Below are 13,012 nucleotides of genomic sequence, written 5' to 3'. Positions count from 1 at the left end.
GATTCACCCATGCAAGACCTGCACGAGCTCAAGGATGATGACCTGCAAGGGCTGATGCCCGAGGCCGTCGCCGTGCTGGCGCAGCAGATGCTGCAGCGCATTCGTCAGCTGGATCGTGAGCTCGAGCGACGCGACAGCGAGATCAAGTTCAAGGATGCCAAGATCGAGAAGATCACCTTCCAGCTTGCGCGACTGAAGGCCTGGAAGTTCGGCGCGAAGACCGAAGCGATGAACGCCGAGCAGCGCCGGCTCTTCGAGGAGACGCTGGCCGAGGACGAGGCCAGTCTGCAGGCGCAACTGGAACAAGCCAGGGGCGAGACATCAACGCCGCGCGAAGACAGCGCCGCATCCAGTCGCGCGCCACGTCGTCGGCCCCTGCCCGACGATCTGCGTCGCGTGGAGCACCACCACGAACCCGAGAGCACGAACTGCCCGAACGCGGAGTGCGGCAAGCCGATGACGCGCGTGGGCGAAGACACCAGCGAGCGGCTGGACATCATTCCGGCAGAGTTCTTCGTGCACCGCCACATCTACGGCAAGTGGGCGTGCCGCTGCTGCCAGTGCCTGGTGCAGGAACCAGCTCTGCCGCAGATCATCAATGGCGGCATGCCTGCAGCCGGGCTGCTCGCGTACACATTGATCAGCCGCTTCGTCGATCACCTGCCGTATTACCGGCAGGAGGCGATCAACGCGCGCTCGAACGTGCACACGCCGCGCTCGACGCTGGCAAGCTGGTCCGGGCAAGCCGGCGCGGCGCTCGAGCCGCTGTACGACGCGCACAAACGCTTCGTGCTGTCTGCGCGCGTGCTGCACGCCGACGAGACACCGGTAGCTATGCTCGACCCGGGCGCGGGCAAGACCAGACGCGCCTACGTCTGGGCCTATGCCCGTGGCGCCTTCGATGCGGTGCCGGGTGTGATCTACGACTTCTGCGTCGGGCGAGGCGCGCGGTTCCCCATCGCGTTCCTCGGCCCGGCAAATGACGGGCGCGAGCGCCGAAGCTGGCGCGGCACGTTGGTGCGCGACGAATACAAGGCCTACGACAGCGTCATGAGCGCGGTGCCCGATCGCATGGCGGCCGGATGTCTGGCTCACGCGCGACGCAAGTTCGATGAGCTGTTGCGCGACGGCGGCCACAGCGCGGTCGCGACCGAGGCCTTGCAGCACATCGCCAGGATTTACAGGCTCGAGCGCGAGTTGGCCTCGATGACAGCCGAGGATCGGCTGGCTGGAAGGCTCAACGGCACGCGGCCGCTGTGGGAGCAACTGCATGCGTGGCTGCGGTTGGAGCGAAGCCGCGTGCCTGACGGCAGTGCGACGGCCAAGGCCTTGAACTACAGTTTGAATGCCTGGGAGGCGCTCACGCGCAACCTGCTCGATGGCGATGTCTCTATCGATAACAACCACTGCGAGAATCTGATCCGCCCCTGGGCCATGGGCAGGCGAGCATGGCTCTTCTGCGGCAGCGAGCTTGCAGGCCAACGTGCAGCGGTCGTCATGAGCCTCGTGCAATCGGCCAAGCTCAACGGGCACGATCCGTGGGCTTACCTCAAGGACGTTCTCACGCGCCTGCCAACGCAGTTGAACAGTCGCATCGACGAACTGCTTCCGCACAACTGGCAGCCCGCAGGCTGACCTGCCCGACAGGTCAGCGTCCCTTCGTCAAGGTGGGACGGCGAGCCGCTTACGGCGCACGGCCAACTGGCGAAGATAGCTATCGTGCAGACGACCGCGCCAGCATCGGCAGGTTGGACAGGGCGCGCAGCGCGAACGGTATGCAGGCGTGCAGCGCCGGATGCCGTGATCGAGTGCTTCTGGTCGCGGGGTTATGAAGCCAACTCGGTGCGGGATCCGGCCGACGCGATGGGCATCGCTGGCCCCAGTCTGTACAACACGTTCGGCGACAAGCGCACGCTCTACCGGCAAGCGCTCGAGCGCTATGTCGAACGAGGATTTTGCGATCGGATCAGGCGCTTCGAATCGCAACTGGCACCTTGAGCGGCCATCGGTGCCTTCTTCGACGAGGTCATCGAGCTGTCGCTGGCCGACAGGCAGCGCAAGGGATGCATGATCGTGAGCGCGGCCCTTGAGCTTGCGCCGCACGATGCAGAGATTCGGGCTGCGCTGAGCGGTGTCCAACGCGACATGGAGGCCTTCTTCCAGGTTCTGTCGCGGTAAGGCCGGCGCAGGTAAGCTGAGGTGAAACTGACGACTGGATGAAGGCGATGATCAAGGCGTTGCGCAAGGTAATCAAGCGGGCGCACTATCCGCTGGAAATCATGCTGACCTGTGTGCGCTGGTACGCGGCTTACCCGCTGAGCTTGCGCCACATTGAGGAGATCATGGCCGAACGCGGAGTCGTCGTTGATCACGCCACCGTGCACCGCTGGGCGATCAAAATCCTGCCCGTGCTGGCCGCCGTGTTCCGACGGCACAAACGCCCTGTTGGCACGAGCTGGCGGATGGATGAGACTTACATCAAGGTCGCCGGCCAATGGAAGTATCTGTACCGAGCTGTCGATCGCGATGGCAACACCATCGACTTCCTGCTTCGTGCCAACAGAAACCACGCAGCCGCACGAAGCTTCTTTGAGCAAGCCATCGGTCTGCACGGTGTGCCCGAGAAGATCACGATTGACAAGAGCGGCGCCAACACGGCTGCCATCCAAAGCATTCGAGCCGACTCCGGTGCGGACATCGAGATGCGCCAGTCGAAGTATCTCAACAACATCGTCGAACAAGACCATCGGGCCGTCAAACGCATCGTGCGGCCGATGCTCGGCTTCAAGTCTTTTCGCTGCGCACGAGCACTCATCGCCGGTATCGAGACCATGCACATGATCAAGAAGGGGCAGCTCGACGGCTCGCAGGGCCAAGCCTCGTCCGCAGCAGCGAAGTTCTACTCGCTGGCTTTCTGAGCGACACGCGCGCCGCACATTTGCTCGTGCAGGCGCTGTTATTGCGACAGAACCGCGATGCGCGCACCCTGAAATACGTCGCCAGACGCACCGCCGAGGGCCTATCGAAAAAGGAGATCCATCGCTGCCTCAAGCGCTACATCGTGCGCGAGTTGTACCCGCTGATTCTGGCTGACCTGGCCGACTCCGCACGTCCCGCTTGACATAGGAGCGTCAACGCGGCCATGGAGAGCTTCTTCAAGACGCTGAAAGTCGAGAGGATCTACCAGGTCCGCTATGACATCCGGGCACAGGCTCGGCTGGACATCGTGGACTGGATCGAGGGTTTCTACAACCGCGTGCGCATGCACACGGCTATCGGATACCTCGCACCGGTTACGAGGGAACGCAGCCTTCTGGCTGCGTGACTTGGTGTACGTGGAAACGAGGCAGGATCATTCTTGGCCTGAGGCGTGCCTGCGATCTCCCGCGTCCTATTAGCAATGGCCGCGGTCGGATCTGCCTTTCCCTCCATATCGACTTCACCACCGGCGCAGCCAAGGAAAGCCTTCAGCAGCCGGAGCGCCCGGCGCACGCGGGCAGCACGTGTCGTGGCTCCTTGCGCCGCCCATAGCTCGATAGCCGCTGCGTCGCTTGCTCGCGCGACTCTGGTAGCCCAGGTGGTGCGACATCTCCGCGCCCAGAGCGCGCTCGATGAGCGCCTTCTTGAACGCGGCCGTCGTCTCGTTGACGGCCTCGGCAGTTATGGTACCGGAAACGAACTGGTCAATCAGTCGTTCGGAATCGACGGCAGCGCCGTCACTTCGCGGCGATCGCCGCGTTCTTCAGCTTCGCTTTGCTCACCGGCATACATGCTGCTTGTAGTCATGCTGTGCGTCGAACACAAGATTTAGGACAGGCTCGTCTGCGCCAGACGCCACCTTGGCTCGATCGCGAGCAGTCTGGCCAAAACGTTGCTCGCCATTTATGTGCGGTATCGCACTGAACTTTGGTGGAAACTTTTCTACAGTGCGGGGCTGATTTCCAATTCGCGCGAGCGGAACGCAATTCACACGGGCCTGAAGCCAGCACACATCGGCTATGTTGCGTTGAGAAACTTGATCGATGAGCAATGCAAGCAGCAGCGCCAAAACACGCTCATTGCATTGTCATTCAGTGCGGGCGCTGAAAACTCTTAAGTAAGAGCAACTAAAGCGTGTTGAATCACGCTGCCGTTGCGCAAGAAAGTCTCCTATGTATCGTTTTCTTGCCAACAACCGTGATGAGTTAATTGCCCGGTGCAAACTCAAAGTGGCACAGCGTCCTTACCGCGCGGCGTCCGAAAAGCATCTGGTGCAAGGCGTGTCGATGTTCCTGGATCAGCTGATCCGAACACTTATCGCCGAGACACACAGCGACGGCGACGCAAGCGTCAAAATCTCCGGGTCGTCCGGCGGGGACTCTCTGGCCTTGTCGGAAATTGGTGTCAGCGCTACAGCACACGGCAAAGCACTGTTGAATCTGGGCTACACGGTAGATCAGGTGGTCCACGACTATGGCGATGTGTGTCAGGCAATCACCGATCTGGCTTTTGAGCGGGACGCGCCTTTTACCGTTGATCACTTCCGCACGCTGAATCGATGCTTGGATAACGCCATCGCTGATGCAGTCGCAGAATTTTGCTTTCAGCGTGACGCGCAGATTTCTGTGCATCAGATTGCCGGCGAGAAACAAAGGCTGGGCTTTTTGGTTCACGAGCTTCGCAATGCACTGGGAACAGCCAACCTTGCGTTTCGCGCGCTGGATGTGGGCAATATGACAGTCAAGGGCGCTACTGGTGCGGTTCTGTCGCGCAGCCTCGCGTCGTTGAATCTTCTGATCGGAGGTGCACTCGTCGAAGTGCGAGGCGAAAAGCCGCATGAACGTCAAACGTTTTCGTTGGCTTCGTTCATCGCGGATTCTGCGACTGCAGGACGATTCAGTGCCGATTCGCTAGGTCGGACTTTTGATGTGTGCGACGTAGACCCGTTGTTGGCGATATGTGCGAATCGAGAGCTTCTGCACGCTGCATTGGCGAACTTGCTGCAGAACGCTTTCAAGTTCACCCGCGCAAATACCGCCGTGACTTTGAATGCTCATGCCTTCGGAGAGTTTGTTCTGATCGACGTCGAAGACCATTGCGGCGGACTGCCGCCCAAGGGTGTCGAGAATATGTTCGTGCCCTTTAAGCACAGCGGTCACGAAAATGCTGGGTTGGGGCTGGGTCTGTCCATAGTCCGGCAGAGCATTGAAGCGGATCTTGGAACCTTGAGCGTGCGCGACGTGCCGGGAAGCGGCTGTGTCTTCACCATCAGTTTGCCGCGACACTCCCTTGCTTAGGGGCTCTGCGATCGACCGTCGAGAATCGCCCCGGAATTGAACTAACCCCCAGAAGTTGGATAGTTGAAAGCTAGCAACTCAACGCCTGAATACGGGTACTGAACCGGGCTCAGGCCATTCAGTTTGAGCTTCAGACGTTGATGGTTGTAGTAGTGGACGTAGCTGCGTAGGCCCGCCCGCAGCCCATCAATGTTAGCGAACTTGTTGAGATAGAAGAACTCCGACTTGAGCGTTCCGAAGAAGCTCTCCATCGCGGCGTTGTCCAGGCAATTGCCTTTGCCAGACATGCTCTGCGTCAGACCGCGGTCGCTGAGTTGCTTGCGATAGGCAGGTATCTCATAGTGCCATCGTTGATCGGAGTGCAGAAGTGGCACAGCGGCTCGTCCCTTTAGCTTGCATAGCGCCGTGCTGAGCATGTTCCCGACGAGAGAGTACAGAGGACGTGCTTGCATTTCGTAGGCCACGATTTCTCCGTTGCAAAGGTCCATGATCGGCGACAGGTAGAGCTTGTCGCCTCGGACGTTGAGCTCGGTCACATCAGTCACCCACTTCTCGTTCGGCCGCGCTGCATTGAATTGGCGATTGAGCACATTGGGCCAAACAATCGTGTAGCACCACCAAACGCATCGTCAAGAAGGAGGTCTGGATGGATAAAGACAACTTCAGCCTGAATGCCAAAGTGGAAGCTTGCTTTCGTACCCGTCTCACCGCTCTGACCTTGGCCGGATGCGGCGCCGTCGCAGCCGCCATGAGGAACCCTGCATGAGCCCAGACGTATGACTCTTGTTTCTGAGCCCGACCAGCTTGCCGAATCATGAGTCGGTGGGCTACACGGATTTGCAATCCGTTGCAGGGCCGCTTTGCTACGCGTGTCAACCTGCGGCGCAACAACAAAAACACGATGCTTAAAGAATGTGCAATCGGCTGGAAAGGCAAGCGGGCCGGGCGATGCGCATATTCAAAATTGCATCGTCCACAGCGTTGTCCACACAAACAAGGAACAAAAGTTTTCCAACGCTCGACCCTTGTAGAGTCGGCTCGCCGCTGGTCTCCCTTGGCCGGCGGCCGGATGTGTGACAACAATCGGTTCCGGCCGGGCGTTTTTTGTCAGCTTTCGCGCCAGCAGCCGACATTCGAGGTGCCGATGAAAGTCCAAGTCCAGCCCGCGGCCGAAGACGATGCAGCTGATGCTTGCAATGTCATTCGAAATTCAATCCTGGAATGTTGCGACGACGATCACCGCGGCGATGCCAAGGTGCTCGAAGCATGGTTGTGCAACAAAACTCCGAACTTCGTGCATGGACTTATCCGCGCACCCAACGCGTTTTCGGTGGTCGCCACAGTTGACGGTAAAACGGTCGGGTTCGGGTCTGCCTCGGCGACCGGTGAGATCACGCTCTGCTACGTCGCGCCCTCCGTCCGGTTCAGGGGGGTGGGCAAGGCGCTGCTTGCAGCTATTGAAGACCACGCGGCTCGGGCGGGCGTCGAGACACTGCGCCTAGAAAGTACCCGCACGGCTCGAACGTTCTACCTCCGCAACGGATTCGCATCTGAAGGACCCCCGGTTCTTTCATTCGGCATCGAGGGTCAGCCCATGCGAAAGCAGCTCTGGTCGAGAGGCTAAAACGCACCGGCCCCGGAAGGCAGAATGCGGGCCATGAGGCGCCCTTCCCGAACGACCGGTCTTGTGACTTCTAATCCAGATGGATCGCCACACTCCGCGTGGGTCGCTTCCAGCAGGTGGTGATGTTCTAGGCGTATGTGGAACTGGTCTTGCATCGCATCGACCGCGCGCAGCGTATTCAGCTGATTTCGGCGTACGGCAGCATCATTTCCCGGCGCGGCGTATGGCGATCGTCTCCCTGATCTTGTCTGCAACGTCACTGATTCGGAATGGCTTGCTGATGACGGCCGTACCCGAGAGATCCGCCGGCAGCACGGTCTTCATGTTGTAGCCCGTGCTGAAGACGAACGGCACACCGCGCTCGGCCAGCACACGCGCCACTTCCCACGACATTTCACCGTTGAGGTTCACGTCCAGCAGAGCGGCATCGAAGTCGCCCGTCCTGGCCAGATCCAGCGCATCGACGACGCGCGTGGCAGGGCCCACAAACAGCCACCCAAGGCCTTCAAAAATCTCTTCAAGCAACGTGACGACGAGAAACGAGTCTTCCACCACCAGGATTCGATAGGGACGCTCGCCGCTGCCAGCGTGAGGCGCTGGCTGGACCGCGAGCGTTGATGCGGACGTGATGATGTCGCGACTGAGCACCGACGAAGGCGGCAGGAACACGTCGCAGACGATGCCGGCGGGCTCGTATCGCAGCGTGGCGCTGCCGCCTGTTTCCATGGCCAGGGCACGCTCGATGAGGGTCGAGCCAAAACCGCGCCGCGACGGCGGTCGCACCCGCGGGCCACCGGCTTCGGTCCACGACAGGCTGATGCCGTTGTCATCGGCTAGTGTCCAACGCACGGCCACGGTGCCTCCAGGTGTGGAGAAGGCGCCGAATTTGGCGGCGTTCGTCACCAGCTCGTGGATTGCGAGCGACAGCGACAGCGCCGACTTGGGCGTCAACACCAAGTCATTGCCTTCAATCGTGACGACGTTTTGGCGCTGACCGAAAGGCTCGAGTTCTTCGCGCAAAAGGCGGGTGATCGACACACCCTCCCAGCGGGCTTCCGACAGCAGGCTATGCGCCTTGGCCATGGATTGGATGCGTCCGTCCAGGCCTTGAACAAAACCAGTAAGCGTTTCGGCGCTGCGGCTGGTCTGCACCACCAGTGCCTGGATGTTGGCGAGCGTGTTCTTGACGCGGTGGTCCAGTTCGGCCATCAGCAGGCGGTCACGATCCGCCGCTTTCTTGCGCTCCAGCGCGGCGGCGTTGATGCGGCGCAACACCACGTGCAGCAATGACAGTCGCAGATCAAAGGCCGCTTGGTTGTCGGCCGATGTCCAGGGCATGCTGCGGCCAACGATGGTTTCGCGCCAGACCTCGAAGGACTTGCGCGGAGTCAGCCGGTCGCCATGCGGGCCTGGCACTAGCTCCTTGCCTGGGGGACCCGCCCATTTGAAGCGTGCCACGATCTCGGGGCGGAACCAGATGATGTAGTCCGAGAGGTTGTCGGACACCGATATGACGAGCAGGCCGGCGGCCGAGGCGGCGAATTCCTTTGCCGGCGCCCAGACGTCACCCAGCCTGTCGGTGGCGTAGATCCCGGTGGTCTGCGGCATGTACCCGTCCAGCCAGCTCACCAGCTGCCTTATCTGCGCCTCGCCGGGCGTACTGCCCAAATAGGTAAGCTGACCTTTCACACAGACGGCGACCCCGCCCTTCTTTCCGGAGTCCATGCCACTGCCGCTGTAAATGTAGTCCAGCAGGTTGGGAGACTGCTGCGTCAGGCCGTCGGCGTAGTCGTCAGCGCCAGCCAGGTTGAGCATCAGGCTTTGCAGTACCGTGCGGCTGGCCAGCCGCAGCTCGAATTGATGCGCCTTTTCACGGACTTCCAGTTGCAAGGAAAACATCGAGCCGAACAGTTCGCACACCGCTCGCAGGTGTCGCGGAAGCCGCCGCGGGCTGTAATGGTGGCAGGCGATCAGGCCCCACAACTTGTCACCGTGAATGATGGAGATGGACATCGACGCGTCGATGCCCATGTTGCGCAGGTACTCGCGGTGAATGGGTGACACATCGCGCAGGATGGCTTGACTCATGTCGAGCGGCAGGCCGGTGCGAGGATTGAGCGACGGCGTCAGCGGCGCAGGGTCGTAGTTGACCTGGGTGATGAGCCGCAGCCAGTTCTTCAGGTACAACGCGCGAGCTTGCTGCGGGATGTCGGCCGCCGGGTAGTGCAAATCGAGAAAAGGCTCCAAATGCGGCTCGCGGCTTTCAGCAATCACCCAGCCCGAGCCGTCTTGCATGAATTGATAAACCAGAACGCGGTCATAGACGGCCACCTCACGCACGCGCTCGGCAGCCAGTTGGCACAGTGCCCGCAAAGAAGGCGCGGCGTCGAAGCCCTGGACCATGTCTTGCACGGCGGCCAACGGGTCAGAGGCAAAGGGGTCGCCGATGTTGGCGGCCTCGAACTCCAGCACCAATGTGTCGCCGCGGCGATGCAGGCTGGCGTCCAGCGGCATGTCGGCGTGCACACGCATCGCGGGGTCCAGCAGGTGACGCGGTGTGGTCAGCGCCTGCTCCGCGCTAAGGCGACGCAAGCGAGCGGTCTGCGCTGGGTTCAACACAGTGTCGGCACTTTTGCCCAGAAGATCGTGCAGCGATTTGCCCAGCAGGCCGGGCAGGTCGCCGGCGGCTTGAAGCACTTCCAGCGTGTCCCTGTCCAGCACCAGCAGCACGCCGTGCGGCAGGATCGCGCCGGGAATGTGAATGGGCTCGCGGTCGCAGTTGTTGATGTCGGAGGCTGTGATGGTGGTGGCGCCGGTGTTGGCGCTTGTGGCGATTGGCATGGCGTTGCTTTCAGACATGGTGGCCTTGCAAGTGTGCATTGCCAGCGACCGCCGGTGCGCGCTGTAGTAGACGCTGGATTTCCGCCCTCACCACGGCGTAGCACTCGCAGGCCCGTGCTTCCAGCCCTGCCGGGTCAAGAATGGAGATGTTGCCACGGCGGTAGCGGATGTAGCCGCCGTCCTGCAACTTGCTGGCAGCTTCGCTGATGCTTTCGCGGCGCACGCCCAGCAGGCCCGCCACCAGTTCCTGCGTCATCATCATCTCTCCTGGCGGCACACGGTCGGCGGTCGACAGCAGCCAACGGCTTAGCTGCTGCTCCACGGTATGGAAGCGGTAGCAAAACGCTGTCTGGCCGATTTGCGCGATCAACACCTGGGTGTAGCGAAGCAGTACGGGGCGCAGCGCCCCAGCGCTTGCAAAAGCTTGCGCCAGCGGCTCGCGAGCCATCCGGTAGCAGTAGCCGCCGTTTTGCACTACGGCCGAGTTCGGCATGGATTTGCCACCCAGAAACAGTGCAATACCGACTATCCCCTCGCGCCCCACGCCAGCACTTTCGGCCGTCTCCCCGCTTCTGCCCACGTAATGCAGCGAGACCACCGCCGTAGTGGGAAAGTACGCATGGCGCAAGACTTTGCCAGGCTCGAAAACCATTTCACCGGGCGGCATTGGTACGAGCTCGAGATTGGCTTCAATGGCGCGAAACTCCTCGGCGGGCAGGGCCGCCAGCAGAAGATTCTGGCGGGGGGTGTGGTCAAGTGACATGCATTGGATAAACGAGGCGCGGTGGAGCGCTTACTAGCTGCTCGGCATGAATTCAACGCCAGTGCCGCGGTAACCGACGAAGCGGCACCTGGAGTCGAACATCGGCCGGCCGCTCACGCGGAACTGCTGGCGCTGGCCACTGACCTGGGTACGGTGGACGACAAGGTCTACAAAGGGCAGGCGGGCGGTGACGCAGGTTTGCACCGCCGTGCGCTCGTTTTCGTCCCAACCGCCGGACCATCGCGCAGCATCGCCCCTGGCATCAGCCTGTGATTCAGCGCGCAGGCCCAGAATCTCCATCACCGGCCCCGAGACGCTCCTGAAGTTCCCGCGTTCGTCCTGCTCCCAATACCAGTCCGAAGCCATCTCGGTGAGGCTGCGATAGCGCGCTTCGCTCTCGCGCAGCTCTGTTGTCCGCTCCTGCACAGCCAGCTCCAGCTCAGCGTTGTAGCCTTCCAGCTTACGGTACAGAAGTCGCACTTCGAGCATGTTGTGAATGCGCGTCTTGACCTCCAAAAAGTCGAACGGCTTGCTGATGAAGTCTTTGGCTCCGGCCTGCAAAGCGCGCAGCTTGTGGCCAGGCTGGGCGGTAAGCACAATGACCGGCAGGTAGCTGTCCGGCACGTTGCGCTTCAGCTCCTGCATCACGCCAAAGCCGTCGAGACCGGGCATTTCGAGGTCCAACAGGATCAGGTCGTAGGAATGTCGGTGGTGCAGAGAGCAGACCTTCACCGGATCAAGCGTGGTGCTGACCTTTGTGTAGCCCGCGTCGCCCAATAAGAGGCGCAACACCTCCACATTGGCTGCCTGGTCATCCACGATGAGAATGCTGGCGGCGAGGATGTTTTGGTCCATTGTCATGGGGTGAGCCCTCCTGCGTTCAATTCGAGCCAGTAGGCGTTGACATTGCCGGTCGGGCTGGCAATGGTTTCAGTCGCGATCGCGCCGCCCATATACCCAGCCAGTTGCTGGCTGACGATCAGTTTGATGTGGTTGGCTGGGTCAGCGTGGGTCAACCACGCGACCGACCGGCCGCAGCTTGTATCCCGAAAATTCACACGAAGACGGCCATCTGCGCATTGGTGACAGCTCACATGCACGGTGCCAGCGGCGCCGCTGTGCGACAGCGCATGGCCAACGAGAGTCATGAGAATCCGCCGCAGCCGTGCGCGATCAGCCATGACGAAGAGGGTCGGCGCTGGCCATGCGAACACCATGTCGACATCGTTTTGGCGTGCCAAAGGTCTAGCCAGCGCTTCGCATTCGCGCAGCACCTCTTCAAGCGAGAGACGTTCCATCTGCAACTGCAGTTTGCCGGACTCGAGCAGCGATGCATCAAGAATCTCGTCGATCAAAGCCAGCAGAACCCAGCCTGCTTTGAGGATCTGTTCCAAGCCGTTCTTCTGGCGCGAAGTCGGCGCTGGCATCCCGGCGTCGATGAGTTCGGCGAAGCCGAGAATGGCAGTCAGAGGCGACCGCAGAGCATGGCCCATGGCCCACAAAAACTCTGAATGAGTGCGCAGGGCCTGTGCAAGCGCGTCTTCGGCGGTCCTGAGCTTCAGCGCCATTTCGCGCAAGGGCTCATCAACATGCGCCGGAGCCAACTCTTCGGATTCCATCAGCGCAGAGTCCAGAGTCGGCAGGTCTGCGTCGCGCTGTATCGGCCTTGCTGCGGCATGGCGGCCTTCTTTGGGTGAATCAAGCTTCATCGTACCGTTGACGCCGCGACGCGGATCGTCAGAGCTGTGTGTACGTAGATCACTGATGGGCAAAAGTGATGCTGACGCCGTCCAAGATGTCTTTACCTGCTCGGTGACCACGGCGTGCTGGTGCGGAGAGATCCACCCTGAGTACGGCGAGTTGCCACCTGGCGCGCTGCAACGGATTCATGGATCAGGTCGTACGCTTCAATCGCCGTGCTACTCGTCGAACATTACGATTCGTCCGAGGGCCGCCATGGGTGTGATGAGGTTTGTGTACATGGCAAAAGCGGATGCGCGGTTCAGGTCACCGAATGTAAGCACCGTGGAGTCAGCCGTCTGTGCGCCGGTTAACTTATGACGGCAGGTTTTCCCACACCGTATCCTCCAGTTGTCCGGGGCAAGCAGTGCGCTCGCGCTTCACCCGGAGCACATTGCGGTGTTGCGCATGCTGCGTATCTGTGGGGAACGCGGGTGCACGAGCGGCTGACGGGTGAGTGCATCGATTGAGAACCGCGCTAGTTGATCGGGATGGGGCGTTTCGTAATACGCAGCATCAGAGTGACGCGCTCACGCCGCGGACGACCACTATCTGCCGTCCGAATCAACGACATGAACGGCAACAATGGGCGGCGGATTCAACCGGTCGATGCAACACATTCGCTGAACATCTCAGCGGGCGTGTGGAAGCCGAGGTTTTTGCGCGGCCTCTCATTCAATTGTCTCGCAACCGCGTTGAGCTGAGCCTGTGAGTAGCCCGAGATGTCGATGCCCTTGGGCATGTACTGCCTGAGCAGCCCGTTCGTGT

The 13,012-nt window shown here is 60.9% G+C and carries 11 protein-coding genes and 3 pseudogenes; 7 read left to right on the top strand and 7 right to left on the bottom strand.

Annotated features, from left to right (window positions below; genetic code table 11):
* Positions 1 to 9 precede the first annotated feature (9 nt).
* The 5 genes and pseudogenes from tnpC to QN397_RS20530 all read left to right on the top strand — a co-directional run.
* On the top strand, positions 10 to 1,635 hold the full coding sequence (gene tnpC / locus QN397_RS20550; RefSeq protein ID WP_323501777.1) for an IS66 family transposase: 1,626 nt from the start codon (positions 10 to 12) through the stop codon (positions 1,633 to 1,635).
* A 165-nt stretch (positions 1,636 to 1,800) separates the two neighbouring features.
* Entirely contained in the window at positions 1,801 to 1,998 is a 198-nt protein-coding gene (locus tag QN397_RS20545) for a TetR/AcrR family transcriptional regulator (protein ID WP_323501776.1), read from the top strand.
* 218 nt (positions 1,999 to 2,216) lie between these two features.
* Positions 2,217 to 2,918 carry an IS6 family transposase gene (locus QN397_RS20540; RefSeq protein ID WP_323501775.1) on the top strand — a complete coding sequence of 234 codons (702 nt, stop codon included), beginning with the start codon at positions 2,217 to 2,219 and terminating at the stop codon, positions 2,916 to 2,918.
* A 26-nt stretch (positions 2,919 to 2,944) separates the two neighbouring features.
* A complete protein-coding gene (locus tag QN397_RS20535; protein ID WP_416352347.1) occupies positions 2,945 to 3,121 on the top strand; it encodes a hypothetical protein in 177 nt (58 codons plus the stop codon).
* 12 nt (positions 3,122 to 3,133) lie between these two features.
* Positions 3,134 to 3,325: pseudogene (locus QN397_RS20530) on the top strand (IS3 family transposase); the annotation flags it as partial.
* Between the two features lie 243 nt (positions 3,326 to 3,568).
* On the opposite strand, the pseudogene QN397_RS20525 reads toward QN397_RS20530, so the two are convergent.
* A pseudogene (locus tag QN397_RS20525) lies at positions 3,569 to 3,771 on the bottom strand (hypothetical protein); the annotation flags it as partial.
* 380 nt (positions 3,772 to 4,151) lie between these two features.
* Here QN397_RS20525 and QN397_RS20520 point away from each other — a divergent pair.
* Entirely contained in the window at positions 4,152 to 5,276 is a 1,125-nt protein-coding gene (locus QN397_RS20520; RefSeq protein WP_323501774.1) for a HAMP domain-containing sensor histidine kinase, read from the top strand.
* A gap of 41 nt (positions 5,277 to 5,317) precedes the next feature.
* Here the strand turns inward: QN397_RS20520 and QN397_RS20515 are convergent.
* A pseudogene (locus tag QN397_RS20515) lies at positions 5,318 to 5,872 on the bottom strand (IS3 family transposase); the annotation flags it as partial.
* A 251-nt stretch (positions 5,873 to 6,123) separates the two neighbouring features.
* Between QN397_RS20515 and QN397_RS20510 the strand changes: the two are divergent.
* Positions 6,124 to 6,900, top strand: a complete 777-nt coding sequence (locus QN397_RS20510) for a GNAT family N-acetyltransferase (protein WP_323501773.1) — start codon at positions 6,124 to 6,126, stop codon at positions 6,898 to 6,900.
* A gap of 204 nt (positions 6,901 to 7,104) precedes the next feature.
* Here the strand turns inward: QN397_RS20510 and QN397_RS20505 are convergent, their stop codons facing one another.
* The 5 genes from QN397_RS20505 to QN397_RS20485 form a co-directional block, all read right to left on the bottom strand.
* Positions 7,105 to 9,741: an HWE histidine kinase domain-containing protein gene (locus QN397_RS20505; protein WP_323501772.1), complete on the bottom strand. Its 2,637-nt coding sequence runs from the start codon at positions 9,739 to 9,741 to the stop codon at positions 7,105 to 7,107.
* A gap of 10 nt (positions 9,742 to 9,751) precedes the next feature.
* On the bottom strand, positions 9,752 to 10,504 hold the full coding sequence (locus QN397_RS20500; protein ID WP_323501771.1) for a Crp/Fnr family transcriptional regulator: 753 nt from the start codon (positions 10,502 to 10,504) through the stop codon (positions 9,752 to 9,754).
* A 33-nt stretch (positions 10,505 to 10,537) separates the two neighbouring features.
* The gene (locus QN397_RS20495) at positions 10,538 to 11,359 is read right to left on the bottom strand and encodes a response regulator (RefSeq protein WP_323494650.1); all 822 of its coding nucleotides are present in this window, start codon (positions 11,357 to 11,359) and stop codon (positions 10,538 to 10,540) included.
* 2 nt (positions 11,360 to 11,361) lie between these two features.
* The gene (locus QN397_RS20490; protein WP_323501770.1) at positions 11,362 to 12,324 is read right to left on the bottom strand and encodes a HAMP domain-containing sensor histidine kinase; all 963 of its coding nucleotides are present in this window, start codon (positions 12,322 to 12,324) and stop codon (positions 11,362 to 11,364) included.
* A gap of 518 nt (positions 12,325 to 12,842) precedes the next feature.
* Positions 12,843 to 13,012, bottom strand: a 170-nt coding sequence (locus QN397_RS20485; protein WP_416352348.1) for a transposase, incomplete at its 5' end; no start/stop codon positions are given.

Origin of the sequence: Variovorax sp. RTB1 (assembly GCF_035018765.1) — a bacterium.
GTDB lineage: Bacteria > Pseudomonadota > Gammaproteobacteria > Burkholderiales > Burkholderiaceae_C > Variovorax.
The sequence above is the reverse complement of the archived record's forward strand: the minus strand, read 5'-3'. Positions and strand labels throughout refer to the sequence as shown.

Excerpts from the sequence above, each read along its gene's own strand:
- tnpC (WP_323501777.1), top strand. The coding sequence starts at position 10 with ATGCAAGACCTGCACGAGCTCAAGGATGATGACCTGCAAGGGCTGATG.
- QN397_RS20540 (WP_323501775.1), top strand. The coding sequence starts at position 2,217 with ATGAAGGCGATGATCAAGGCGTTGCGCAAGGTAATCAAGCGGGCGCAC.
- QN397_RS20520 (WP_323501774.1), top strand. The coding sequence starts at position 4,152 with ATGTATCGTTTTCTTGCCAACAACCGTGATGAGTTAATTGCCCGGTGC.
- QN397_RS20505 (WP_323501772.1), bottom strand. The coding sequence starts at position 9,741 with ATGCCAATCGCCACAAGCGCCAACACCGGCGCCACCACCATCACAGCC.
- QN397_RS20500 (WP_323501771.1), bottom strand. The coding sequence starts at position 10,504 with ATGTCACTTGACCACACCCCCCGCCAGAATCTTCTGCTGGCGGCCCTG.
- QN397_RS20495 (WP_323494650.1), bottom strand. The coding sequence starts at position 11,359 with ATGGACCAAAACATCCTCGCCGCCAGCATTCTCATCGTGGATGACCAG.